This is a genomic window from Streptomyces sp. NPDC051020 (assembly GCF_040683105.1).
GTDB lineage: Bacteria > Actinomycetota > Actinomycetes > Streptomycetales > Streptomycetaceae > Streptomyces.
The window spans coordinates 91212-114042 of the sequence record NZ_JBFBCG010000010.1; the positions used below are offsets into that span (position 1 = coordinate 91212).

Consider the following 22831-nt stretch of genomic DNA (forward strand, 5'->3'; position numbering starts at 1 on the left):
GAGTGACCGATACCCGGACGGACTGCCCTGGGGCTGTGACGACGGGTTAAGACCGACCGGTACATGGGGGGGCGGTGCCCAAGCTCACTTGGTTCCCGTAACCGAGAGGTCATCACTGACCGTAACGAGTTGTCATGTCCCGCTCCTGGCTTCCCGTTCGTTTCCGCACGCCGGGCGGACGAACGGGAAGCCGGCGATGACGGACCCAGCCCCCACGCCGGCGGGGCTCAGGAGGCGCAGCCCGACGGGGCCTCGGGTTCCGACGGGGCCCCCGGGGCGCCGGTCGCCGACCCGCCGCCTCCCGGACGCGGCTGTGCCGAACGCCGATCTGCGAGGCACTGGGGCGTATCCGAGTGGGTGCGCGCCTTCGCGCTGGCCGGATCGGTATCTCTTTGTGTCATTACTTATCCGTTGCGTAAAGGTCAGGCGTACGCTCGGGCATATGCGTACCGCGGTTTCGTGGGGGATCCTTAGAAACGTGCACGCCGTTCAGGGGAGGGGTTCAATGCTCGGGAGGGACACGATGAGCGACGGCGGTGCCGTGCTCCCTTGGCTGGTGATACGGCAGGACGACAACGGCAATCGGTATCGCGTCGGCAGGTATGCCACGCAGGACGAGGCGCAGAAGATCGCCGACAATCTCGACGACCGCGGACACAAGCAGCTCTATTGGGTGGAGCGCATCGGGCAGAGCGCCCGGCCGTGACCGGCGGCCGACTGCGGGGGTGGTACGGGGCGGGGCGGGGCCCGTGAGGGGTGGAGCCGGGGACTACGCTCCGGGCTATGAGTGATCGCGTGGTGGTGGCCGGAGCCGTCTATGACCAGGGGCGCCTGCTGGCCGCGCGTCGCAGTGCCCCGCCCGAGCTGGCCGGCCGCTGGGAGCTGCCCGGTGGAAAGCTGGAGCCGGGGGAGAGTGGCGAACAGGCGCTCGTACGTGAACTCCGCGAGGAACTCGGCGTCGAGGCCGAGCCGCTGGAGCGCATCCCCGGCGAGTGGCCGCTGGGGCCCGGATACGTACTCCGGGTGTGGACCGCTCGAGTGGTGTCCGGAGTGCCGGCGCCGCTCCAGGACCACGACGAGCTGCGCTGGCTCGGGCCCGGCGAGGACGACGAGGTCGACTGGCTGGAGCAGGACCGGCCCGCGGTTGCCGAAGCCATGCGCCGCCTCCCGACAGGATCCGCGTCGACCGGGACCGCGCCGACTGGATCCGCGCCGACCCGGGGCCTGCCGGGCGGCGCGTGCCGCTGACCGGGCGCACCCCCTCTGGCGCGCGGTGCGCGCACGTCGCCGTACGCCCGTACGCCCTACGCGTCGATTCCGGCGATAGGCCGCCCTGAATATCGGGTATGTGCTGATTAGCCCCCCATAAACAGGACGTTCCTCGCTGCTGGTCTTGGGAAGTGATCGGCGTGATCGATACCGAAGGCGACTGCGCCGAGTGGACCTTTCCGGCAGTGCCCGGCGCCGTGCGTACTGCTCGGCATGCGGTCCACGAGACGCTGCGGGGGTGGGGGCTCGACGCGGCCGTGGGTGATGTGACCGTCCTGCTGGTCAGCGAGCTGGTGACCAATTCCTTGCGCTACGCCTCGGGCCCCATCGGGGTGCGGCTGGTGCGCCCCCGCCTCGATGGCGAAGCTCCGGACACCCGCCCCGGACTGCTGGTGGAAGTTTCCGATCCGCTTCCGGATCCGCCCACCGAACGTGCTGCCGCACCTGACGACGAAGGTGGCCGAGGGCTGCAGCTGGTGGCCTGTTCCGCACGCCGCTGGGGGACCCGCCGCGGAAAGAGTGGCAAGACGGTGTGGTTCGAGCTCGCTCTCCCTGGTTAGAAGTGGGGTGGGACGCACAGCGATCACCAGAGGTCGCGCAGATCCTGGCTGGAAGGGACTGTGGCCGTGCTGTGATCGTGAACGCCGTGTCGGTAAGCGCCGTAGTGCTGAATACTGCGGGCAGGACCGGTCCGGTGTGTGAGCTGGAGGGGACGGTCGCGTGAGCGAAATACCTGGGACGGCGGGCGATGTCGTGTGGCAGAGCAGCCCGCCTGGCTCGATCTATGACTACATCAGGGTCGCCTCCTTCTCGATCGGCCCCGACGGGCTGATCGAGCAGTGGAGCCGCCGGGCCGCCGGCCTCTTCGGCATTGCCGCGCACGAGGCGGTGGGCAGGGACCCGGTCGAGACCTTCATGCCCGCAGAGCTGCGCACCGGCGGTCATCGCCGGGTCGGCGAGATACTCGACGGCAAGGAGTGGACGGGCCTCGTCCCCTTCCGGATGCCGGGCGAGGACGCCGTGCACGGTCTCGCCGAGGTCTATGTCATGCCCAGCGAGACGGAGAGCGGGGAACCGGCCGCTCTCTGCATCGTCGTGGACGTCCGCGCCTTGCGGTGCATCGAGACGGACCTTGCGGCATCGCAGGCCATTTTCGGTCAATCTCCCTTCGGTTTCGTGCTGTTCGGCACAGACTTCACGGTCGTACGCGCCAACCAGCGCTTCGCCACCGTCTTCGGCGGCCAGGCCGCCGACCACCGCGGCCGCACGGTCGACGACTATCTCGCCCGCCCCGAGGCCGAGCGGCTCACCGCCACGCTCAGGCGGGTTCTGGAGACCGGGGACTCCGTCACCGATCTCCAACTCGTCGGCACCGCACCGGGTGACACCGAGAACCACCACTGGTCGATGAACCTCTACCGCGTGCACAGCGGAGCAGGCCGCCCCATCGGCATAGCCGGACTGGCCACCGATGTCACCCGCCGACACATCGCCGCCCGAGAGGCCGCCAGCGCCCGCCGCAACCTTGCCCTGCTCAACGAGGCCGGCGCCCGTATCGGCAACTCCCTGGACCTGGAGACCACCGCCCGCGAACTCCTCGGCGTCGCTGTACCCGGCTTCTGTGACCTCGCCTCGGTCGACCTCTACCAGGGGCTGCTCACCGGTGACGAGGCACCGCCCGGCAGTTGGGGCTCGCTCCACCACGAGTCCGTCGGCGGATCCGCGGAACTGCGCCGTGTCGCCTTCGCCAGCGCCGTGTCGGATGTCCTGCCGGCCACTGCCTCGGACAGCACCTCGACCGACGGTGCCACCGACCCGCCCGCCCTGGGCGCCGTCCACCGCTACTCCTTCAACTCCCCCTGCTCCATGGCCCTGCGGACCGGCCACATCGAGGTCGTCCCCGGCGACGACTGCGGCTTCGTCCAGTCCACCCTTGCCGTTCCGATGGTCGCCCATGACACCGTCGTCGGCCTCGTCCAGTTCTCCCGTACCAAGGGCAGCGAACCCTTCGGCGAACGCGACCGGGCCCTCGCCACCGAGCTCGCCGCCCGCGCCGCCGTCTGTATCGACAACGCCCGCCTCTACCGGCGCGAGCACGAACGCGCGCTCATCCTCCAGCGCAGCCTGCTGCCACCGGGCGATCCCGAGGCCGCCGGTCTCGACATCGCCTGCCGTTATCTCCCCGGCAACACCGCGACCGAGGTCGGCGGCGACTGGTTCGACGTGATCGAACTCCCCGGACACCGCACCGCCCTGGTGGTCGGCGACGTCATGGGCCGTGGACTGCGAGCCGCCGTCGCGATGGGTGAACTGCGCACCGCAGTAAGGACCCTGGCCCTCCTCGACCTGGAACCCGCCGAGGTGCTCTCCGCGCTCGACGAGGTTGCCCGCGGTCTGGGCACCCCCGGTGTCAGCACCCCCTCCGACGGCCTCGGCGGCGCCCAGTGGCCGTCACGGGCGTCCCACAAGGCCCGGGATGCAGATCTCTCCGAGGTCTACCTGGCGACCTGTGTCTATGCGGTCTATGACCCGGTCACCCGGCGGTGCACCTTCGCCAACGCCGGACACCTCCCCCCTGTTGTGGTCGAGCCGGGCGAACCTGCCCTGCTGCTCGACGTCCCACCCGGGATGCCGCTCGGCGTCGGCGGCGAACCCTTCGAGGAAGTCGAGGTCGAACTGAAGGAGGGCGCCCTCCTCGCCCTCTACACCGATGGCCTCGTCGAGTCCCGCGACCACCCGCTCGACGAAGGACTGCAGGCACTGCGCAACGCCCTCATCGAACCCGAGCTCCCGCTCGAGGACGTCTGCGACCACGTACTGACCACCCTCGACACCCGGCACGGTGAGGACGACATCGCCCTGCTGATGGCCCGCATCCAGGGGCTGCCGGTCGACGCGGTCGGCGACTGGCGGCTGCCGCGCGAACCCCGCTCCGTCGCCCGTGCCCGCGAACTGGCCCGTCGACAACTGCTCGCCTGGGAACTCGATGACCTGGTGGACACCACCGAACTGCTCGTCAGTGAGCTGGTCACCAACGCTTTGCGCTACGGCGAGGGCGAGATCCGGCTCAGGCTGCTGCGTGACCGTACGCTCGTGTGCGAGGTATGGGACGCAGGCCTCGTCCAGCCGCGGCGACGCCGAGCACGCGACACGGACGAGGGCGGGCGCGGGCTGCAGCTGGTCGGACTGCTGAGTGCGGCTTGGGGTTCGAGGCGGACTCCGCGCGGCAAGACCGTCTGGTTCGAACTGCCGCTGCCCGACGGGGAACCGGCCGCAGAGCGCACGGTCGAGCAGCTGCTGAGCATGTTCTGAACGCGGGACCGGGACGTGGGCAGTACGGGCGCTGCTCCGGGTGCGGCGGTCATGATGCCGTATTCGGAGCGGCGAGCCGGGCCTCGGCCTCGGCGCTGTCGCCCAGGCTGTCCAGCCGCTCGAACTGGGCGGGGGAGTCGCGACGAGCATCGGCGTCGGGTCCACCGCCCGGAACGCAGACGAGCACGGCTGCAACGTCACCGTCGTCACGGACGCGGTCACCGACAAGGACGGCGGCTCCCACACCGACAGCATCAGGAAGATCTTCCCGAGGCTCGGCGACACGGACACCACCGAGGCGATCGTCAAGCTGCTCGGCTGACCGGTCTCAGCGAGCCTCCCGCCGACGGATCCTGTTCCCCAGCCACACCAGGGGGTCGTACGTGCGGTCCACCGCCCGCTCCTTCAGCGGGATCAGCGCGTTGTCCGTGATCTTGATGTGCTCGGGGCAGACCTCCGTACAGCATTTCGTGATGTTGCAGTAGCCCAGCCCGTGCTCCTCCTGCGCCGTCGCCTTCCGGTCGAGTCCCGACTCGGCGGCGGCGTCCAAGGGGTGCATGTCCAGCTCGGCGACCCGCATCAGGAAGCGCGGTCCGGCGAACGCCGCCTTGTTCTCCTCGTGGTCGCGGACCACATGGCAGGTGTCCTGGCAGAGAAAGCACTCGATGCATTTTCGGAACTCCTGCGAACGCTCCACATCGACCTGCTGCATCCGGTAGTCGCCCGCCTTCACCCCTTCCGGCGGTACGAAGGCGGGCACTTCCCGCGCCTTGGTGTAGTTGAAGGTCGCGTCCGTCACCAGATCGCGGATCACCGGGAACGCCCGCAGCGGAGTGACAGTGATCGTCTCGTCCCGGTCGAACACCGACATGCGGGTCATGCACATCAGTCGCGGCCGTCCGTTGATCTCCGCGCTGCACGACCCGCACTTGCCCGCCTTGCAGTTCCAGCGCACCGCCAGATCGCCCGCCTGGCCGGACTGGATCCGGTGGATGATGTCGAGGACGACCTCGCCGTCGTTCACCTCGACCGAGAAGTCCTGCAGGTCACCGCCGTCGGTGTCGCCGCGCCAGACCCTGAACCGGGCTTCGTAGCTGCTCACTCGTACAGCTCCTCTTCGGCGAGGTACTTGACCAGCTCCTCCTTGTCGAAGAGGGAGAGCAGGTCCGGTCGGATGGGTTCGGTCGTCTTCCGTACGAGTTCGATCCGGCCGCCCAGCGGCTGGGCGCCGTCGTCGGACAGTCGGCAGAGCAGATTGACCGGCCGCCAGGAGCGCTCCATCGTCGGACAGTCCTCGCGGGTGTGGCCGCCGCGGCTCTCCGTGCGTTCCAGGGCGGCCCGGGCGATGCACTCGCTGACCAGCAGCATGTTCCGCAGGTCCAGGGCGAGGTGCCAGCCCGGGTTGAACTGGCGGTGGCCCTCGACCCCGGCGCGGCGCGCCCGCTTCCGCAGCTCGGCGAGGGTCTCCAGCGCCTGTTCCATCTCGGGTGCCCGCCGGATGATGCCGACCAGGTCGTTCATCGTCTGCTGGAGTTCCTGGTGGAGGGTGTACGGATTCTCCGTGGGCCCCCCGGCGGCGTCAGGCTCCTCGGTGCTGAACGGACGCAGGGCCTCCGCCGCCGCCGCGTCGATCTGTTCCTCGTCCACCACCGGCGGGTCACCGATCCCGCTCGCGTACTCGGCGGCGTGCAGCCCGGCGCGTCGGCCGAAGACCAGCAGGTCGGAGAGGGAGTTCCCGCCGAGCCGGTTGGAGCCGTGCATGCCGCCCGCGACCTCGCCCGCCGCGAACAGACCGGGCACGGCGACGGTTGCCGCGGTGTCCGAGTCGACGGCGATTCCCCCCATCACGTAGTGGCAGGTCGGGCCGACCTCCATCGCCTCCGCCGTGATGTCGACATCCGCCAGCTCCTTGAACTGGTGGTACATCGACGGCAGCCGCCGCCTGATCGTCTCGGCCGGCATCCGGGTGGACACGTCCAGGAAGACGCCACCGTGCGGTGAGCCGCGGCCCGCCTTCACCTCGGAGTTGATGGCGCGGGCGACCTCGTCGCGCGGCAGCAGCTCGGGCGGGCGGCGGTTGTGGTCCGGGTCCTCGTACCAGCGGTCGCCCTCCTCCTCCGACTGCGCGTACTTCTCCTTGAACACATCGGGGACGTAGTCGAACATGAACCGCTTGCCGTCGGAGTTGCGCAGCACCCCGCCGTCGCCGCGCACCGACTCGGTGACGAGGATCCCCTTCACCGACGGGGGCCAGACCATGCCGGTCGGATGGAACTGTACGAACTCCATGTTCAGCAGAGGCGCGCCCGCCAGCAGCGCGAGGGCGTGGCCGTCGCCGGTGTACTCCCAGGAGTTCGACGTGACCTTGAAGGACTTGCCGATGCCGCCGGTGGCGAGGACGACCGCGGGCGCCTCGAGGACGAAGAAGCGGCCGGACTCGCGCTCGTAGCAGAAGGTCCCGCTGACCCTCTCGCCGTCCTTGAGCACCCGCGTGACGGTGCACTCCTGGAAGACCTTCAACCGGGCTTCGTAGTCGCCGTGCTCGCGGTGGTCCTCCTGCTGCAGCGAGACGATCTTCTGCTGGAGGGTGCGGATCAGTTCGAGGCCGGTACGGTCACCGACGTGGGCGAGCCGAGGGTACTCATGGCCGCCGAAGTTGCGCTGGGAGATCCTTCCGTCCGGCGTACGGTCGAAGAGCGCCCCCCAGGTCTCCAGCTCCCAGACCCGGTCCGGCGCCTCCTTGGCGTGCAGCTCCGCCATCCGCCACTGGTTGAGGAACTTCCCGCCGCGCATGGTGTCGCGGAAGTGCACCTGCCAGTTGTCCCCGGAGTTCACGTTGCCCATGGAGGCGGCAATTCCGCCTTCCGCCATGACCGTGTGTGCCTTGCCGAAGAGCGATTTGCAGATGACCGCGGTACGGGCCCCGCGCTCCCGCGCCTCGATGGCGGCGCGCAGCCCGGCGCCACCGGCACCGACCACGACGACGTCCCACTTCTGCCGTTCGAGCTCAGTCATTCAGAAAAACCTCGGATCGTCGAAGGCGCCGGAGGCGACGAGATACACGTAGAAGTCGGCGAGCGCCACGCTGATCAGGGAGGCCCAGGCGAGGAGCATGTGCCGGGCGTTCAGCCGGCCCACCCAGCCCCACAGCCGGTAGCGCACGGGGTGCTTGGAGAAGTGCCGCAGCCGGCCGCCGATGATGTGCCGGCAGGAGTGGCAGGACAGGGTGTACGCCCAGATCAGCGTGATGTTGATCAGGAAGATCAAGGAGCCGAGGCCCATGTGGCCCCAGGCGTAGTGCTCGTCGCGGAAGGAGAGCACGGTGTCGTACGTGAGGATCCCGGCGACCGGCATCGCGGCGTAGAAGAAGTACCGGTGGATGTTCTGCATGATCAGCGGGAAGCGGGTCTCGCCGGTGTACGTCGTGTGCGGCTCGGCGACCGCGCAGGCCGGGGGTGAGGCCCAGAAGCCCCGGTAGTAGGCCTTGCGGTAGTAGTAGCAGGTCAGCCGGAAGCCGAGCGGGAAGACCAAGATCAGCAGGGCGGGGGAGAGGCCCCACCAGCTGCCGAGGATTTCCCAGTTCGGGCCGTGCCGCATGGGCGCGCAGTTCTCCGCCAGACAGGGCGAGTAGAACGGCGACACATAGGGGGCGGCGTAGTAGTCGGCGTTCGAGAAGGCCCGCCAGGTCGAGTAGACGATGAAGGCGAGGAGCCCGCCCGCGGTGACCGCGGGGGCCAGCCACCAGCGGTCGGTCCGCAGATGGCGGGCGGCGATGGCGGCCCGCGAGGCGTCGTGCACGCCGGACGGCCGGGTGGTGCGTGCGCCGTGCCGCGCGGGGGCCTTGCGCCGGGATGGTTCCGTACCTGGTTCTGTGCCGGTGGCCAAGGAACCCTCCTGGGGCGCGTTTCGAAAGGAGCGTCGTCCGGCCGTAGTGCGAGCCGGGCGGCGTCTGAGCGTGCGGGCCAGGCGTCGCCTGGCAGGCGGGACTTTCGCAACACGCCCTAGGGGGCGTGCCTGCCGCGGACGCCCAGACCCTCGTCGTCCGAGTCCGTCCACAGGGTGGCGTCGTACGGCGCTTCGGTGATCGTGATGACGCCGTCGACGGGGTGGGTGCCGGCGGCGGGCCCGGGTGGCTGCGGACCGGTGTCGGCCGTGCGCAGCCGCGCAAGGCTCCGCTCCAGCCGTCCGACGGTGCGGACCAGGTCGTCGAGGCAGTGCTGAACAGCAGTCAACTCGTCCTGCAGTGACATGACTTGCTCTCACCTCCGCAGTAGCGGGTGGCAATGCTCATGCGCATGCGAGTGTCGCGCGTCACATCCCCTTTGGGAAGGGAGCGGGCCGCCCCGTCTTTGCCCAGTGCTCCGCCGCACAGGTGAGGTTCGCGGGCCGTGCGCCGTGTCTGCGCCGTCTCGCGCGCGTGGGCACCTTCATTGGATGAGCGGAACCAGTGTGATCAGCAGCCAATGCCACCAACATACGCATCATCTGGTCCATTCGAGTACGGGTGGGCCGGGCCGGCCCCGGAGGTATCAGCCATGTCCCACGTCGGCGTCCCGCGCGGGATGGTCCGAAAGCGCCGCCCGCTCGCACTCCTTGTCGCGGGTGTGCTCACGATGCCTGCGCTCGCCGGGTGCGGCAGCTCGGACGAGGAGGGCACCGCAGCCGTCGCCGTTCCGCAGGACGTAGCCCCCGCGGGCCGGGGCCAGATCGCCGAGGGCGGCACGGTCAACTGGGCGATCGACGCGATGCCCGCGACCTTCAACGCCTTCCAGGCGGACGCCGACGCCACCACCACACGCATCACCGGGGCACTGCTGCCGACGCTCTTCCCGCTCGACGCCAAGGGCACCCCGCAGATGAACCGGGACTATCTGAAATCGGCAGAGGTTGTCGAGCGCGAGCCCAAGCAGGTCGTGCTCTACCGGCTCAACCAGCAGGCGGTCTGGAGCGACGGCCGGGAGATCGGAGCTCCCGACTTCGTCGCCCAGTGGCGGGCGCTGAGCGGCAAGGACTCGGCGTTCTGGACCGCCCGCAATGCCGGCTACGAGCGGATCGAACGGATCGAGCGAGGCGCCAACGACCTGGAGGTCCGGGTCACCTTCGCCAAGCCGTACGCGGACTGGCGCGCCCTCTTCTCCCCGCTGTACCCCAAGGAGGTGACCGGCTCCCCGAAGGCCTTCAACGACGGAGCGCGGACCATGCTGAAGGCCACCTCCGGACCCTTCCGGCTGCGCAGCGTGGACCAGGAGAAGGGCGCCATCACCCTGGTCCGCGACCCGCGCTGGTGGGGCGGCCAGGCGAAGCTCGACTCGATCGTTTTCCGTGCGGTCAAGCCGCAGGACCGCACCGCGGCGCTGGTCGAGGGCAAGATCGACGTCGCCGATGTCGACGCGGCGGCGGCGCACCGGATCGTGGCGGCGGGACGGGACAAGGGGGGCAACGGGCAACCGCTCACCCACGGCCCCGGCTGGGAGAGCGGCCCGGCCGCGGCGATGCGCTCCTGGGCCGTGGCGCATGGCTCGGACGAGAAAGCGGCGGCGGTCGCCCGGGCGGCCAGGGAGAAGGTCAGGGCGGCCGCCGAGGTGTACGCCTCCGAGCAGGACAGGCTGCGCGCCTACGTTCTGCGCAAGTCGCTGGAGCCCGCCTACACCCAGCTCGCGCTGAACGGCGAGTCCAGGCCACTGGCCGACAATCGGGTGCGCCGCGCGGTCGCCCGGGCCCTGAACCGCCAGGAGCTCGCCGACGTCGTACTGAGTCCGCTCGGCCTGCCCGCTGCCCCGCTCGGCAGCCACCTGGCAGTGGCCGGACAGCGCGGCTACCACGACAGCAGTGGGGCGCTCGGCGACCAGGACACCGGGGCGGCGCAGGCGCTGCTGGCGGACGCCGGCTGGACCCGGGACGGCGCGGCGAAGAAGCCCGGCGGCACGAAGGCGGGCAGCGCGGGCGAGAAGACTAAGGGCAAGGCAGCTGAGGAGAAGGCGGGCGAGGCCACGAAGGAAGCGAAGGCCACGAAGGAAGGGAAGGCCGCGAAGGAAGGGAAGGCCGCGAAGACCGACGGCGACAACAAGCCGGGTGACGGTGAAGGAATCAGCCGCGTCCTCGCCCCCGCTCCGGCCGCCGCCGTCCAGAGCGCCGCGCTGCTGCGCCAGGCCGGAACCTTCTCGGACGCGTACGCCGAGGCCCGTACCGTCACCGATACCCGTCCTGCCGAGGGCACCCGGGAGAAGGTCACCGCCCAGGAGCGCGGGCCGGGCGGCGCCGTCGGCGCCTACGCCCCCGAGGGGACTGCGGCACCGGCGGCCCCGGCCAAGGGGGGCGCCGAGTCCGTCCGCGGCCCCCTCGGCAAGGACGGTAAGTTGCTGACCTTGCGTTTCGTCCTGCCGTCCGGACCCGGCTCGGAGTCGCTGCGGACCGTGGGGGACAAGATTTCGGCCATGCTCGATTCGGTCGGCATCCGCACCGAGATCATCAAGGTCTCGGACGCCAGCTACTTCAAGGACCATGTCGCCTCCGGCGACTACGACCTGGCGCTGTACTCCTGGCCCGCCACCGCCTACCCGGCCACCGACGACCGGCCGATCTTCGCCAAGCCGGTCCCTGCCACCGACGGTTCGCTGCTCGTCGAGCAGAACTACACCCGCGTCGGTACGGACCACATCGACCAGCTCTTCGACCAGGCGGTCTCCGAACTCGACGAGGGGGCTGCCGAGGACCTGATGAAGCAGGCGGACGCCCGGATCTGGGCGGCCGCAGGGTCGATTCCGCTGTATCAGCGCCCACAGCTCGTGGCCACCGACAAGAAGCTTGTGAATGTCGGCGCCTTCGGCTTCGGATTCCCGCACTACCAGGACATCGGTTTCAAGAAGCCGCAAGCGGCAGGATCTCCCGCGAATCGTAAGAAGTAGCAGGTCAGGGCCGCAGTAGAAGCTCAGAAGTGACTCAATTCCCTTGCCCGCCGAGGCACTCGGCGGGCAAGGTCGTGGCTACCTGTTGACCCGGGCGCCCCATGCGCGGACACCCCCCACACCGCGCATCCCCTCTCCCTCCGAAGTCGCTCAACTGCCGCGTTGAGGCGCTCCCCGGCCGGGGAGTCCGTGGCCGCCGGTGAAATTCGCCGGAAGACACGACGACGGGGGCAGAAACACGAAGCGCGAGGGCGATGGGCTGCCATCGCGTCCGAAGGGCGGGGGAGGCGGCTCCGGTCCGGGAGGCGGCAGACAGGGGCCCCGGCCGCGCGGCCGGACGGCCGGTATGTGGCGTACAGCACCCTCCGGCCGGTCGAGGCCGATTTCCGCTTCTTCGCAGCGGGGGGAGCGAAGGGCGAGCAGACCGTCGGACATGTGGCGAACTGAACGGTTTCGGGTGCCTGAGCAGTCGGCTGTGACGAGGCGTTCGGCGGGAACGGCCCGGCCGCGGCCCGCGCAGCCGACGGCGCCGGTCGCCGTCTGTGAGCGGCCGGTAACCCTTGCCCAGGAAGCCGCTACGGCGCCAGCCCCGTACCATGGGGGGTAGCCGTGGCGTGTCCGCCCGGCGGGCGTACGAGGACTTGAGACCGACTAAGACGCCTGATCCCACGATCCGAGAGAAGCGCAAGCCACCCATGCCCACGCGCCACGACATCCGTAACGTAGCCATCGTCGCCCACGTCGACCACGGCAAGACCACGCTGGTCGACGCCATGCTCAAGCAGGCCGGCGCCTTCGCCGCGCACGCCGCCGAGCACCTCGACGACCGCATGATGGACTCGAACGACCTGGAGCGTGAGAAGGGCATCACGATCCTCGCCAAGAACACGGCGGTGAAGTATCACCCCAAGGACGGCGGGGAACCGATCACGATCAACATCATCGACACCCCCGGCCACGCCGACTTCGGCGGCGAGGTCGAGCGCGGTCTCTCGATGGTGGACGCGGTCGTGCTGCTCGTCGATGCCTCCGAGGGCCCGCTCCCGCAGACCCGCTTCGTGCTGCGCAAGGCGCTCGCCGCGAAGATGCCGGTCATCCTCTGCATCAACAAGACGGACCGTCCGGACTCGCGGATCGCCGAGGTCGTCGACGAGACGTACGACCTGTTCCTGGACCTGGACGCGGACGAGGACCAGATCGAGTTCCCGATCGTCTACGCCTGCGCCCGTGACGGCGTCGCCTCGCTGACCAAGCCGGAGGACGGCACCGTCCCGGCCGACAGCGAGAACCTGGAGCCGTTCTTCAGCACGATCCTGGCGCACGTCCCGGCTCCGGAGTACGACGACGAGGCGCCGCTGCAGGCCCACGTCACCAACCTGGACGCCGACAACTTCCTCGGTCGTATCGCGCTCTGCCGCGTCGAGCAGGGCGAGCTGCGCAAGGGCCAGACCGTCACCTGGATCAAGCGCGACGGCACGATGTCCAACGTCCGCATCACCGAGCTGCTGATGACCGAGGCGCTCACCCGCAAGCCGGCCGAGAAGGCGGGCCCGGGCGACATCTGCGCCATCGCCGGTATCCCGGACATCATGATCGGCGAGACGCTGGCCGACCCCGAGAACCCGGTCGCGCTTCCGTTGATCACGGTCGACGAGCCGGCCATCTCGATGACCATCGGTACGAACACCTCGCCGCTCGTCGGCAAGGGGGGCAAGGGCCACAAGGTCACCGCCCGCCAGGTGAAGGACCGCCTCGACCGCGAGCTGATCGGTAACGTGTCGCTCCGCGTCCTGGACACCGAGCGCCCCGACGCCTGGGAGGTCCAGGGCCGCGGCGAGCTCGCGCTGGCCATCCTCGTCGAGCAGATGCGCCGCGAGGGCTTCGAGCTCACGGTCGGCAAGCCGGAGGTCGTCACCAAGCAGATCGACGGCAAGACGTACGAGCCGATCGAGCGCATGACGATCGACTCCCCCGAGGAGCACCTCGGTGCGATCACGCAGCTGATGGCGACCCGCAAGGGCCGCATGGAGACGATGACGAACCACGGTTCGGGCTGGGTCCGCATGGAGTGGATTGTCCCGTCCCGCGGCCTCATCGGCTTCCGTACGGAGTTCCTGACGCAGACCCGCGGTACGGGCATCGCGCACTCCATCTTCGAGGGCCACGAGCCGTGGTTCGGCGAGCTGCGCACCCGTCACAACGGCTCGCTGGTCGCCGACCGCGCGGGTTCCGTGACGCCGTTCGCGATGGTCAACCTCCAGGAGCGCGGTGTCATCTTCACCGAGGCCGGCACGGAGGTGTACGAGGGCATGATCATCGGCGAGAACTCCCGCGCCGACGACATGGACGTGAACATCACCAAGGAGAAGAAGCTCACCAACATGCGTGCCGCCTCCGCGGACACCACGGAGAACGTGGTGCCGGCCCGGAAGCTGTCGCTGGAGCAGTCCCTGGAGTTCTGCCGCGAGGACGAGTGCATCGAGGTGACTCCGGAGACCGTGCGTATCCGCAAGGTCGTCCTGGACCAGAAGGAGCGCGGCCGCGCCGCGTCGCGCGCCAAGCGCTGACCTGACGCACGTCCGGTTCGAGACCCGGCCCCCCGCACGCTGTGCGGGGGGCCGGGTCTTTTCTTGCCACTTCAGCACTTGTGTGCGACAGGGAATGTTCTTTCGGCTCCATGTTCCCGATCGTGATGTGTGCACTCGTCCCCCATGACGCCCGGGAGTCCCTCAACTCGGCGTCCTGGGTCGTCTCCAGCCTCGACGTGAACGTCAGCGGCACGCCGGCAAAGGCCGGCGAGAAGACCGGGGAGAAGAGCGAGAGCGTCACCCTGAACCTGAACAAGTCGGGTACCTGTGTGGCCTTCCATGCCGCGTACAAGGCCTCCGGCTACTACAAGGCCAAGACCTGCAACGGCCGTCGCACGGGATTCAGCACGATGGGATACGGCAAGGTGGTCAGCTGAAGCAAGTCGGCGGAGGGCGCCATCAATTGCGTCACGAAGACCAAGTCCGGCACGGTGCAGCGCGCGGTCAAGGCGTACTGCCCGTAGCGGCTCCGGGTTGAGCGGACCGTAGTTGACGGCCCGGCGTCCGTCCCTGTGAGGGAGGGGGGCCGGGCCGGTGTCCTGTGCTCGGCGAGGCCGTACGGGCACTTCCGGGCGTGGTCGGTCAACTCGGTTTCGTGGCTCGATCGTCCGGTTATCGACCGTCGCTCTCCGAATCGCGTATTAACAGTCCGTTTCAGGGGTGTCTGTCTGGGATTACTTTGTCCGGATTTCGAGCCGCACGCACGACTGATGTTGTCAAACCGAGACCCTTTAAGTGTGGTTTACAGCCTGGCTGTACTCAATAGTTGGCTCCATTGAGCTCGGGTCAATGGGTCACGCGCCTTGGGGAGCGCCGACTCACGAGCACACTGGGGTAACGGATCTTCGCCGTCAGGGGTGTCGGCGCGGCATCGGTTGCCCCCTCTTGCAGTGAACAAGTGGACTCATGAGGAGGAAACCCATGCGTGGTGCCAACAGCGCCAAGTGGGTCGCGGGGGCGATTGTTATCGCGCTGGCCGCGACCGCCTGTGGTGGCAGCGACAGCGGTGACAAGAAGAACGAGGGTTCCAGCAAGTCTGGCGGCACCTTCAAGCTCGGCATCACCGAGCCGGTCGCGATCGACCCGTACAACGCGCAGGAGTCCGAGGGCATCCTCGTCACGGACAACCTCTTCACCGGCCTGTACGAGCCCACGGCCGACGGCAAGGTCATCCCGGCGCTCGCCGAGTCGAAGGAAGTCAGCGACGACGGCAAGACCTGGACTTTCAAGATCAAGGCCGGCACCAAGTTCACCAATGGTGAGCCGGTGAACGCCGAGGCGTTCATCCGTGGTTGGAACCGTGTGGCGCAGAAGAAGTCCGCCTCGGACGTGGCCTACCACCTCGGCGGCATCGATGGCTTCGCCGATGTCCAGGCCGGCAAGTCCGACGCCCTCTCCGGTCTGAAGGCCGTGGACGAGAACACCCTTCAGGTGAAGCTCTCCGCTCCGGACTTCGAGTTCGACACCAAGACCACCCACACTGTGTTCAGCCCCGTGCCGAAGGTGGCGGGTGACGGCAAGAACGCGGCGTTCAACGTGGCCCCGATCGGCAACGGCCCCTTCAAGCTGCAGGGCAAGTGGGAGCACAACAAGAAGATCACGCTCGTTCGTAACGACGACTACGGTCTGACCAAGGCGAAGATCGACAAGGTCGAGGTCAGCATTCTGAACTCGAGCAACGGCGTGACCCTTGAGTACCAGGGCTTCCAGTCCGGCCAGTTCGACTGGGCCCGGATGCCGGTTCCGCAGATGCCGGCCGCCAAGGCCAAGTACGAGCCCCAGGGCGAGTGGATCGCGGTTGACGCCAATGGCATGAACTATCTCCTCCCGATCGCCGACAACGGTCCGCTGAAGTCGGCGAAGGCGCGTGAGGCCGTCTCGTACGCGATCGACCGGGACGCCATCATCAAGGGCGTCTTCCAGGGCACGATGACCAAGTCGACGACGATCCTGCCGCCGGCCTTCGCGGACGTCTACACCAAGGACCTCTGCAAGTCCTGCATCCAGCAGGACAAGGTGAAGGCCAAGGCGCTCGCCGCCGAGGCCGGCCTGAAGCCGGGCACCACGGTCGACATCGGCTACAACACGGGCGCGGGCCACGAAGAGTGGATCCAGGCCGTTGCGCAGCAACTGAAGGACGTCCTCGGCCTCAAGGTCAACGCGCAGGGCAAGCCCTTCGCCGAGCTCCTGAGCGACCAGCAGAAGCCGAAGGCGACCGGCATGTACCGCTTCGCCTGGGGCGCGGACTACCCGACGCCGGACAACTTCCTGTTCCCGCTGCTCGACACCGCGTCCATCAACAAGGACGCGTCGGGCAAGGTCACCGGTGACAACCGCGCCCGCTACAGCAACAAGAAGTTCGACGCCCTGCTGACCAAGGCCCGTGGCGAGAAGGACCTGGCGGCCCGCAACGTGATCTACAAGGAGGCCGAGAAGGTCGCCATGGACGACGTTGCGCTGATTCCGCTGTGGAACCGCACTCAGCTCCGTCTCGCCAACACCAAGAAGTGGGCGAACCTCAAGATGGACTTCCACGAGGACCCGAACCTCGCTGAGATCAGCCTGAAGTGATCAACCGCCGCTTGTGAATGCGGCGTAACCGGGGGCCGTGGCGTCAAGCTCGAGTTCGGGCTCGCTCGCCACGGCCCCCGACGACCGTCGGGAGCGGTGCGATCCGCCCTCCCGTCCCGACCCCGTCCCCACCCGGGGCGCGGATGGCTGCTCAGGTGTGGCAGTGAGGTAGAAAGGCAAGTCATGGGTAGGTATGTGGCGCGTCGGCTGGGCCAGTTGGTTGTGGTCGTGCTCGGCGCGACGATGGTCCTGTTCGTGTGCCTGTTCGTGCTCCCCGGAGACCCCGTGGGTCAGATCGCGGGCAGCGACAAGGCGCGCGACCCGGCCGTGATCAAGGAGCTGCACGAGCGGTACGGGCTCGACAAACCCTTGGTCGTGCAGTACGGCAATTACGTGACCAAGCTGGCAAAGGGTGACCTCGGCGAGGACTTCACGCAGGGCCGCCCGGTCACGGAGATCCTGCAGCCGAAGCTGGTGAACACGGGCAAGCTCGCCGTCACGGCGATCGTGTTCGACATCGTCATCGGCATGGCCGCCGGCATCGTCGCGGCGATGCGGAGATACTCGGTCTGGGATGTGTCGGTGACGTTCTTCACCACCGCCGCCATCGGTATCCCCACGTTCGTTCTGGGTATGCTGATGCAGAGCATCTTCGTGATCAAGCTGGGCTGGTTCGAGCTCCTCGCCGACGGCAGCTTCAAATCGATGATCCTTCCCGCGATGACGCTGGCCATCATCGACGCCGCACTGGTGGCGCAGCTGGCCCGGAGCTCCATGCTCGAAGTGCTGCGCGCCGACTACGTCAAGACGGCCGTGGCCAAGGGCCTTCCCCGCCGGACCATTCTCACTCGGCACATCCTGCGGAATTCGGTCATCCCGGTCATCACCTATCTGGGCATCTCCTTCGGAACCCTGCTCGGTGGCGCGATCCTCACCGAAACGATCTTCAACTGGGACGGAATCGGGCTCGCGCTGATCCAGGCGATCCAGCAGAACAACAACCCCATCATCGTGGGGGTGGTGACGATCAGTGTGGCGATCTTCGTCGTGCTGAACCTGATCGTCGACCTGCTGTATGCAGCCCTCGACCCGCGCATCCGCCTCTCCTGACCCGGCAGGGTCGTCCCGAACTAGGAGTCACACCATGACTGAGCTCGTCACGGGCACGGAGGAGCCGACGGCGGCCGATCCCGCCGCGGCGGCACAGGGTGCCGAGCCGAATGTCGCGAAGGTCAGCCAGTGGGCCGACATCCGCGCCCGGTTCTTCGCCAACAAGCTGGCAGTTGTCGGCCTGGGCATCCTGACCGTCCTGATACTGGTGGCGATATTCGCGCCACTTCTCGCCCCCCACGATCCGCTGAAGCAGGACCTGACAGCAACCCTGCAGTCCCCCGGCGGCGCACATCTTCTCGGTACCGATTCCCTCGGCCGGGACCAGTTGTCCCGTCTGATCTACGGAAGCCGCATCGCGGTGATCGTCGGCGTCACGTCGATCCTGGTCGCCGCCGGGCTCGGCATCATTTTCGGCGCCCTGGCCGGCTACTTCGGCCGGATCACGGACTCGATCATCATGCGCGTCGCAGACGTCTTCTTCGCCTTCCCGCTGCTCATCGGCGCCATCGTCATCATCCTGCTGATGGGACGCGGCGTGCTCCCCGTCGTGCTCTCGCTGGGCATCTTCTCCTGGGCCACCTACGCCCGACTGGTGCGCAGCCAGATCCTCTCGGTGCGCGAGATGGACTATGTCCATGCCGCCGCCGCGCTGGGGGCCGGCAAGGCGAGGATCATCCGTAAGCACGTCCTGCCCAACTCGCTGACTGCTGTACTGGTCTACGCGACCAGCAACGTCGGTATCGCGATCGTCGCGGAGGCCTCGCTCTCCTACCTGGGCGTCGGCGTCAGCCCCGAGGTCGCGGAGTGGGGCAACATGATCGCCTCCGGCAAGGACTTCATGGGCGTCAAGGACTTCATGTGGACCTACCCGAGCATCGCGATCGTGGTCACGTGCCTCGGCTTCATCCTCCTCGGCAACGGTCTGCGCGACGCGCTCGACCCGAAGCTCCGGTGAGGTCCCCCCATGAGTCGAACCAATGTGAGCAAGCAGGACGAAGGTGACGGCATGACCACGGTCGACATGGCCACCTCGAGCACCGGGGCGGCCGGCACCGCGCCCCTGCTCGAAGTGCGCGATCTGCATGTGGAATTCAAGGTCCGTGACGACATAGCCAAGGCCGTCAACGGAGTCAGCTACAGCGTCAACGCCGGTGAGACGCTCGCCGTGCTCGGCGAGTCGGGTTCCGGCAAGTCCGTGACCGCGCAGGCGATCATGGGCATCCTGGACAGCCCGCCCGGACGTATCTCGCGCGGCGAGGTGCTCTTCCATGGCGAGGACATCCTCAAGCTGCCGGAGAACGAGCGGCGCAAGCTGCGCGGCGCGAAGATGGCGATGATCTTCCAGGACGCGCTGTCCTCGCTGAACCCGGTCCTCTCCGTCGGCTTCCAGCTCGGCGAGATGTTCCGGGCGCACCAGGGGCTCTCCCGCAAGGACGCCAAGATCAAGGCGATCGAGCTCATGGAACGGGTCCGCATCCCCGCCGCCAAGCAGCGGGTGGGCGACTACCCGCACCAGTTCTCCGGTGGTATGCGCCAGCGCATCATGATCGCTATGGCGCTGGCCCTGGAACCGGACCTGATCATCGCGGACGAGCCCACCACGGCCCTGGACGTCACCGTTCAGGCCCAGGTCATGGACCTGCTGGCGGAGCTGCAGCGTGAGTACAACATGGGTCTCATCCTGATCACCCACGACCTCGGTGTGGTTGCCGATGTCGCGGACAAGATCGCGGTGATGTACGCGGGCCGGATCGTCGAGACCGCGCCGATCGGCGAGCTGTACAAGCGGCCGGCCCACCCGTACACGCGTGGTCTGCTCGACTCGATCCCGCGCCTGGACCAGAAGGGGCAGGAGCTCTACGCGATCAAGGGCCTGCCCCCCAACCTGCTGAAGATTCCGACCGGTTGCGCGTTCAACCCGCGGTGCCCCAAGGCGCAGGACATCTGCCGCACCGATGTTCCGGACCTGCTGCCGGTCACCGAGCTCGACGGTGGCGAGCTGGTCGGCCGCGGCAGCGCGTGCCACTTCTGGAAGGAGCAGCTCCATGGCTGACCTCAACAAGGCCGATGCGCCCATGGACGCCACGCCGAACGTCACCGAGGTCGAGACGGTGGATGCCGCGACGGCCGAGGAGGCCGTGGCCGCCATCAACGCTCCGGTCGAGCGCGGCGAGCCGATCCTGCAGGTGCGCAACCTGGTCAAGCACTTCCCGCTGACCCAGGGCATCCTGCTCAAGCGGCAGATCGGCGCGGTCAAGGCGGTCGACGGCATCTCCTTCGACCTGCACCAGGGCGAGACTCTCGGCATCGTGGGTGAGTCCGGCTGTGGCAAGTCCACCGTCGCCAAGGTGCTGATGATGCTGGAGACGGCGACCGCGGGCGAGGTCTTCTTCAAGGGCCAGGACATCACCAAGCTGTCCGGGCGCGCGCTCAAGGCCGTACGCCGCAACATCCAGATGGTGTTCCAGGACCCGTACACGTCGCTGAACCCGCGCATGACGGTCGGCGACATCATCGGGGAGCCCTTCGACATCCACCCCGAGGTGGCCCCGAAGGGCGACCGTCGGCGCAGGGTCCAGGACCTGCTGGATGTCGTCGGCCTCAACCCGGAGTACATCAACCGGTACCCGCACCAGTTCTCCGGCGGCCAGCGCCAGCGCATCGGCATCGCCCGCGGCCTTGCGCTCAATCCGGAGATCATCATCTGCGACGAGCCGGTCTCGGCTCTGGACGTCTCCGTCCAGGCGCAGGTCATCAACCTGATGGAGAAGCTGCAGGACGAGTTCAACCTCTCCTACATCTTCATCGCGCACGATCTGTCGATCGTCCGGCACATCTCCGACCGGGTCGGCGTCATGTACCTCGGCAAGATGGCCGAGATCGGTACGGAGACGCAGATCTACGACCACCCGACGCACCCCTACACTCAGGCGCTGCTGTCGGCGGTCCCGGTTCCGGACCCGGAGGCCCGCGAGAGCCGCGAGCGGATCATTCTGACCGGTGACGTCCCGTCACCGGCGAACCCGCCGTCGGGCTGCCGCTTCCGCACCCGCTGCTGGAAGGCCGAGGACAAGTGCGCGACGGAGGAGCCGCTGCTGGCGATCCCCGAGCGCTTCAAGGCCTCGGAGACCGCGGCCGCGCATGAGTCGGCCTGCCACTTCGCCGAGGAGAAGAACGTCGTCGGCGCGGCATGATGCTGCCTCGACAGGCATAACAACGACAGGGCGCCCGGAACACGGTTCCGGGCGCCCTGTCGTGTGCCCGCGCAGTCACTCCGGGCGGTCCCGGCAGGCGTATGTCCAGGTGCCGGACTTCGACCGGGTTGCTGCGGCCGTTCCGGTGACGGGGCAACACAGACGGCTGTCGTGCTGATGCGTTGATCTTTTGATGAGGTGATATTTGGCGCTACATGCGATGTGGACCGATAAGGAGGCTTTCCATGCGCGGAGCCACACAAGCCAAGTGGGCCGCCTGCGCGGTTGCCGTCGCCCTGACGGCGACGGCCTGCGGCGGGGGCGGCGGTGGTGGCGGGGGTGGTGGCGCCCATGGGATTGTGAGCTCCTCCTGGGGTGACCCGCAGAACCCTCTGGAGCCCGCCAACACCAACGAGGTGCAGGGCGGCAAAGTCCTCGACATGGTCTTCCGTGGGCTGAAGAAGTACGACCCGAAGACCGGTGCGGCCACGAACATGCTGGCCGAAAAGATCGAGTCCACCGACTCGCAGAACTTCACCATCACAGTGAAGGACGGCTGGACCTTCAGCAACGGCGAGAAGGTCACGGCGAACTCTTTCGTGGACGCCTGGAACTACGGTGCCCTGCTGAAGAACAATCAGAAGAACGCCTACTTCTTCGGCTACATCGACGGCTACGACAAGGTCCACCCGAACACCGGCAATGCCTCCGCGGCCACGCTGTCCGGCCTCAAGGTCGTCAACCCCAGGACCTTCACCGTCAAGCTGTCGCAGAAGTTCTCGCTCTGGCCGGACACCCTCGGCTACCCGGCCTTCGCGCCCCTGCCGAAGAGCTTCTTCACCGACCACGCCGCCTGGCTGTCCAAGCCCGTCGGCAACGGCCCTTACACCATTGAGTCGTACACCAAGGGCTCCGTGATGAGCCTGCGCAAGTGGGACGGTTACCCCGGGGACGACAAGGCGCGGAACGGCGGCATCGACCTCAAGGTCTACACGGACAGCAACACCGCCTACACCGACCTGGTCGCGGGCAATCTCGACCTCGTCGACGACGTACCGGCCTCGCAGCTGAAGAACGTCAAGGCGGACCTGGGCGACCGCTACATCAACACCCCGGCAGGCATCATCCAGACGATCGCCTTCCCCTTCTACGACAAGAAGTGGGACACCCCCGCGGGCATCAAGGTCCGGCAGGGCCTGTCGATGGCGATCAACCGGGACCAGATCACCAGCCAGATCTTCCAGAAGACCCGCACTCCCGCCTCCGACTGGACCTCCCCGGTCCTCGGCGAGGGGGGCGGCTTCAAGAAGGGGCTGTGCGGTGCCCCGTGCGAGTACAACGCGGCGGACGCCAAGAAGCTGGTCCAGGAGGGCGGCGGGATCCCCGGCGGCCAGCTGAAGATCTCGTACAACGCGGACACCGGCTCGCACAAGGAGTGGGTCGACGCCGTCTGCAACAGCATCAACAACGCGCTGGGCAACAACAAGGCCTGCGTCGGCGCCCCGATCGGCACCTTCGCCGACTTCCGCAGCCAGGTCTCCCAGCAGAAGCTGACCGGCCCCTGGCGTGCGGGCTGGCAGATGGACTACCCGCTGATCCAGAACTTCCTGCAGCCGACCTACTACACGAACGCCTCGTCCAACGACGGCAAGTGGAGCAGCAAGCAGTTCGACTCGCTGATCGACAAGGCCAACGCCGAGTCCGACAAGGCCAAGGCCGTCTCCACGTTCCAGGACGCGGAGAGAGTCCTCGCCGAACAGATGCCCGTCATCCCGCTCTGGTACCAGAACGGCAGCGCCGGCTACTCGGACCGGATCACCAACGTCTCCCTGAACCAGTTCAGCGTCCCGGTGTACGAGCAGATCACGGTCAAGTAGGA

The 22831-nt window shown here is 67.9% G+C and carries 17 protein-coding genes and 1 pseudogene; 14 read left to right on the top strand and 4 right to left on the bottom strand.

The window, feature by feature from the left end; all coding sequences use genetic code 11:
• The first annotated feature begins 505 nt into the window (after positions 1-505).
• The 5 genes and pseudogenes from AB0N06_RS08250 to AB0N06_RS08270 form a co-directional block, all read left to right on the top strand.
• Positions 506-706 carry an SPOR domain-containing protein gene (locus tag AB0N06_RS08250; RefSeq protein WP_366133883.1) on the top strand — a complete coding sequence of 67 codons (201 nt, stop codon included), beginning with the start codon at positions 506-508 and terminating at the stop codon, positions 704-706.
• 77 nt (positions 707-783) lie between these two features.
• Positions 784-1248 (top strand): (deoxy)nucleoside triphosphate pyrophosphohydrolase, encoded by a 465-nt coding sequence (locus tag AB0N06_RS08255; RefSeq protein WP_366133884.1) that lies wholly within the window; start codon positions 784-786, stop codon positions 1246-1248.
• Positions 1249-1400: 152 nt separating this feature from the next.
• The gene (locus tag AB0N06_RS08260; RefSeq protein ID WP_366133885.1) at positions 1401-1829 is read left to right on the top strand and encodes an ATP-binding protein; all 429 of its coding nucleotides are present in this window, start codon (positions 1401-1403) and stop codon (positions 1827-1829) included.
• Between the two features lie 193 nt (positions 1830-2022).
• Positions 2023-4581, top strand: a complete 2559-nt coding sequence (locus AB0N06_RS08265; protein WP_366133922.1) for a SpoIIE family protein phosphatase — start codon at positions 2023-2025, stop codon at positions 4579-4581.
• A 133-nt stretch (positions 4582-4714) separates the two neighbouring features.
• A pseudogene (locus AB0N06_RS08270) lies at positions 4715-4903 on the top strand (isochorismatase family protein); the annotation flags it as partial.
• Positions 4904-4909: 6 nt separating this feature from the next.
• Here the strand turns inward: AB0N06_RS08270 and AB0N06_RS08275 are convergent.
• The 4 genes from AB0N06_RS08275 to AB0N06_RS08290 all read right to left on the bottom strand — a co-directional run bounded on the left by AB0N06_RS08275 (position 4910) and on the right by AB0N06_RS08290 (position 8831).
• Positions 4910-5683 (bottom strand): succinate dehydrogenase/fumarate reductase iron-sulfur subunit, encoded by a 774-nt coding sequence (locus AB0N06_RS08275; protein WP_366133886.1) that lies wholly within the window; start codon positions 5681-5683, stop codon positions 4910-4912.
• A complete protein-coding gene (locus AB0N06_RS08280; protein WP_366133887.1) occupies positions 5680-7596 on the bottom strand; it encodes a fumarate reductase/succinate dehydrogenase flavoprotein subunit in 1917 nt (638 codons plus the stop codon). The genes AB0N06_RS08275 and AB0N06_RS08280 overlap by 4 nt, the downstream gene beginning before the upstream one ends.
• Complete coding sequence (locus tag AB0N06_RS08285; protein ID WP_366133923.1) at positions 7597-8379, bottom strand: hypothetical protein; 783 nt, start codon at positions 8377-8379, stop codon at positions 7597-7599.
• A 203-nt stretch (positions 8380-8582) separates the two neighbouring features.
• Positions 8583-8831, bottom strand: a complete 249-nt coding sequence (locus AB0N06_RS08290; protein WP_366133888.1) for a hypothetical protein — start codon at positions 8829-8831, stop codon at positions 8583-8585.
• A gap of 285 nt (positions 8832-9116) precedes the next feature.
• On the opposite strand from AB0N06_RS08290, the gene AB0N06_RS08295 reads away from it, so the two are divergent.
• The 9 genes from AB0N06_RS08295 to AB0N06_RS08335 all read left to right on the top strand — a co-directional run bounded on the left by AB0N06_RS08295 (position 9117) and on the right by AB0N06_RS08335 (position 22829).
• Positions 9117-11486, top strand: coding sequence for an ABC transporter family substrate-binding protein (locus AB0N06_RS08295; protein ID WP_366133889.1), 2370 nt, complete (start codon positions 9117-9119; stop codon positions 11484-11486).
• Between the two features lie 695 nt (positions 11487-12181).
• Positions 12182-14053 carry a translational GTPase TypA gene (typA, locus tag AB0N06_RS08300; protein WP_366133890.1) on the top strand — a complete coding sequence of 624 codons (1872 nt, stop codon included), beginning with the start codon at positions 12182-12184 and terminating at the stop codon, positions 14051-14053.
• A gap of 110 nt (positions 14054-14163) precedes the next feature.
• On the top strand, positions 14164-14451 hold the full coding sequence (locus AB0N06_RS08305) for a hypothetical protein (protein ID WP_366133891.1): 288 nt from the start codon (positions 14164-14166) through the stop codon (positions 14449-14451).
• A 544-nt stretch (positions 14452-14995) separates the two neighbouring features.
• Positions 14996-16645 carry an ABC transporter substrate-binding protein gene (locus AB0N06_RS08310; RefSeq protein ID WP_366133892.1) on the top strand — a complete coding sequence of 550 codons (1650 nt, stop codon included), beginning with the start codon at positions 14996-14998 and terminating at the stop codon, positions 16643-16645.
• 183 nt (positions 16646-16828) lie between these two features.
• Positions 16829-17755 carry an ABC transporter permease gene (locus AB0N06_RS08315; RefSeq protein WP_366133893.1) on the top strand — a complete coding sequence of 309 codons (927 nt, stop codon included), beginning with the start codon at positions 16829-16831 and terminating at the stop codon, positions 17753-17755.
• Between the two features lie 34 nt (positions 17756-17789).
• A complete protein-coding gene (locus AB0N06_RS08320) occupies positions 17790-18713 on the top strand; it encodes an ABC transporter permease (RefSeq protein WP_366133894.1) in 924 nt (307 codons plus the stop codon).
• Positions 18714-18764: 51 nt separating this feature from the next.
• Positions 18765-19811: an ABC transporter ATP-binding protein gene (locus AB0N06_RS08325; protein WP_366133924.1), complete on the top strand. Its 1047-nt coding sequence runs from the start codon at positions 18765-18767 to the stop codon at positions 19809-19811.
• A complete protein-coding gene (locus AB0N06_RS08330) occupies positions 19804-20952 on the top strand; it encodes a dipeptide ABC transporter ATP-binding protein (protein WP_366133895.1) in 1149 nt (382 codons plus the stop codon). Before AB0N06_RS08325 ends, AB0N06_RS08330 begins: the two co-directional genes overlap by 8 nt.
• Before the next feature lie 245 nt (positions 20953-21197).
• Positions 21198-22829 carry an ABC transporter substrate-binding protein gene (locus AB0N06_RS08335; protein WP_366133896.1) on the top strand — a complete coding sequence of 544 codons (1632 nt, stop codon included), beginning with the start codon at positions 21198-21200 and terminating at the stop codon, positions 22827-22829.
• Positions 22830-22831 lie beyond the last annotated feature (2 nt).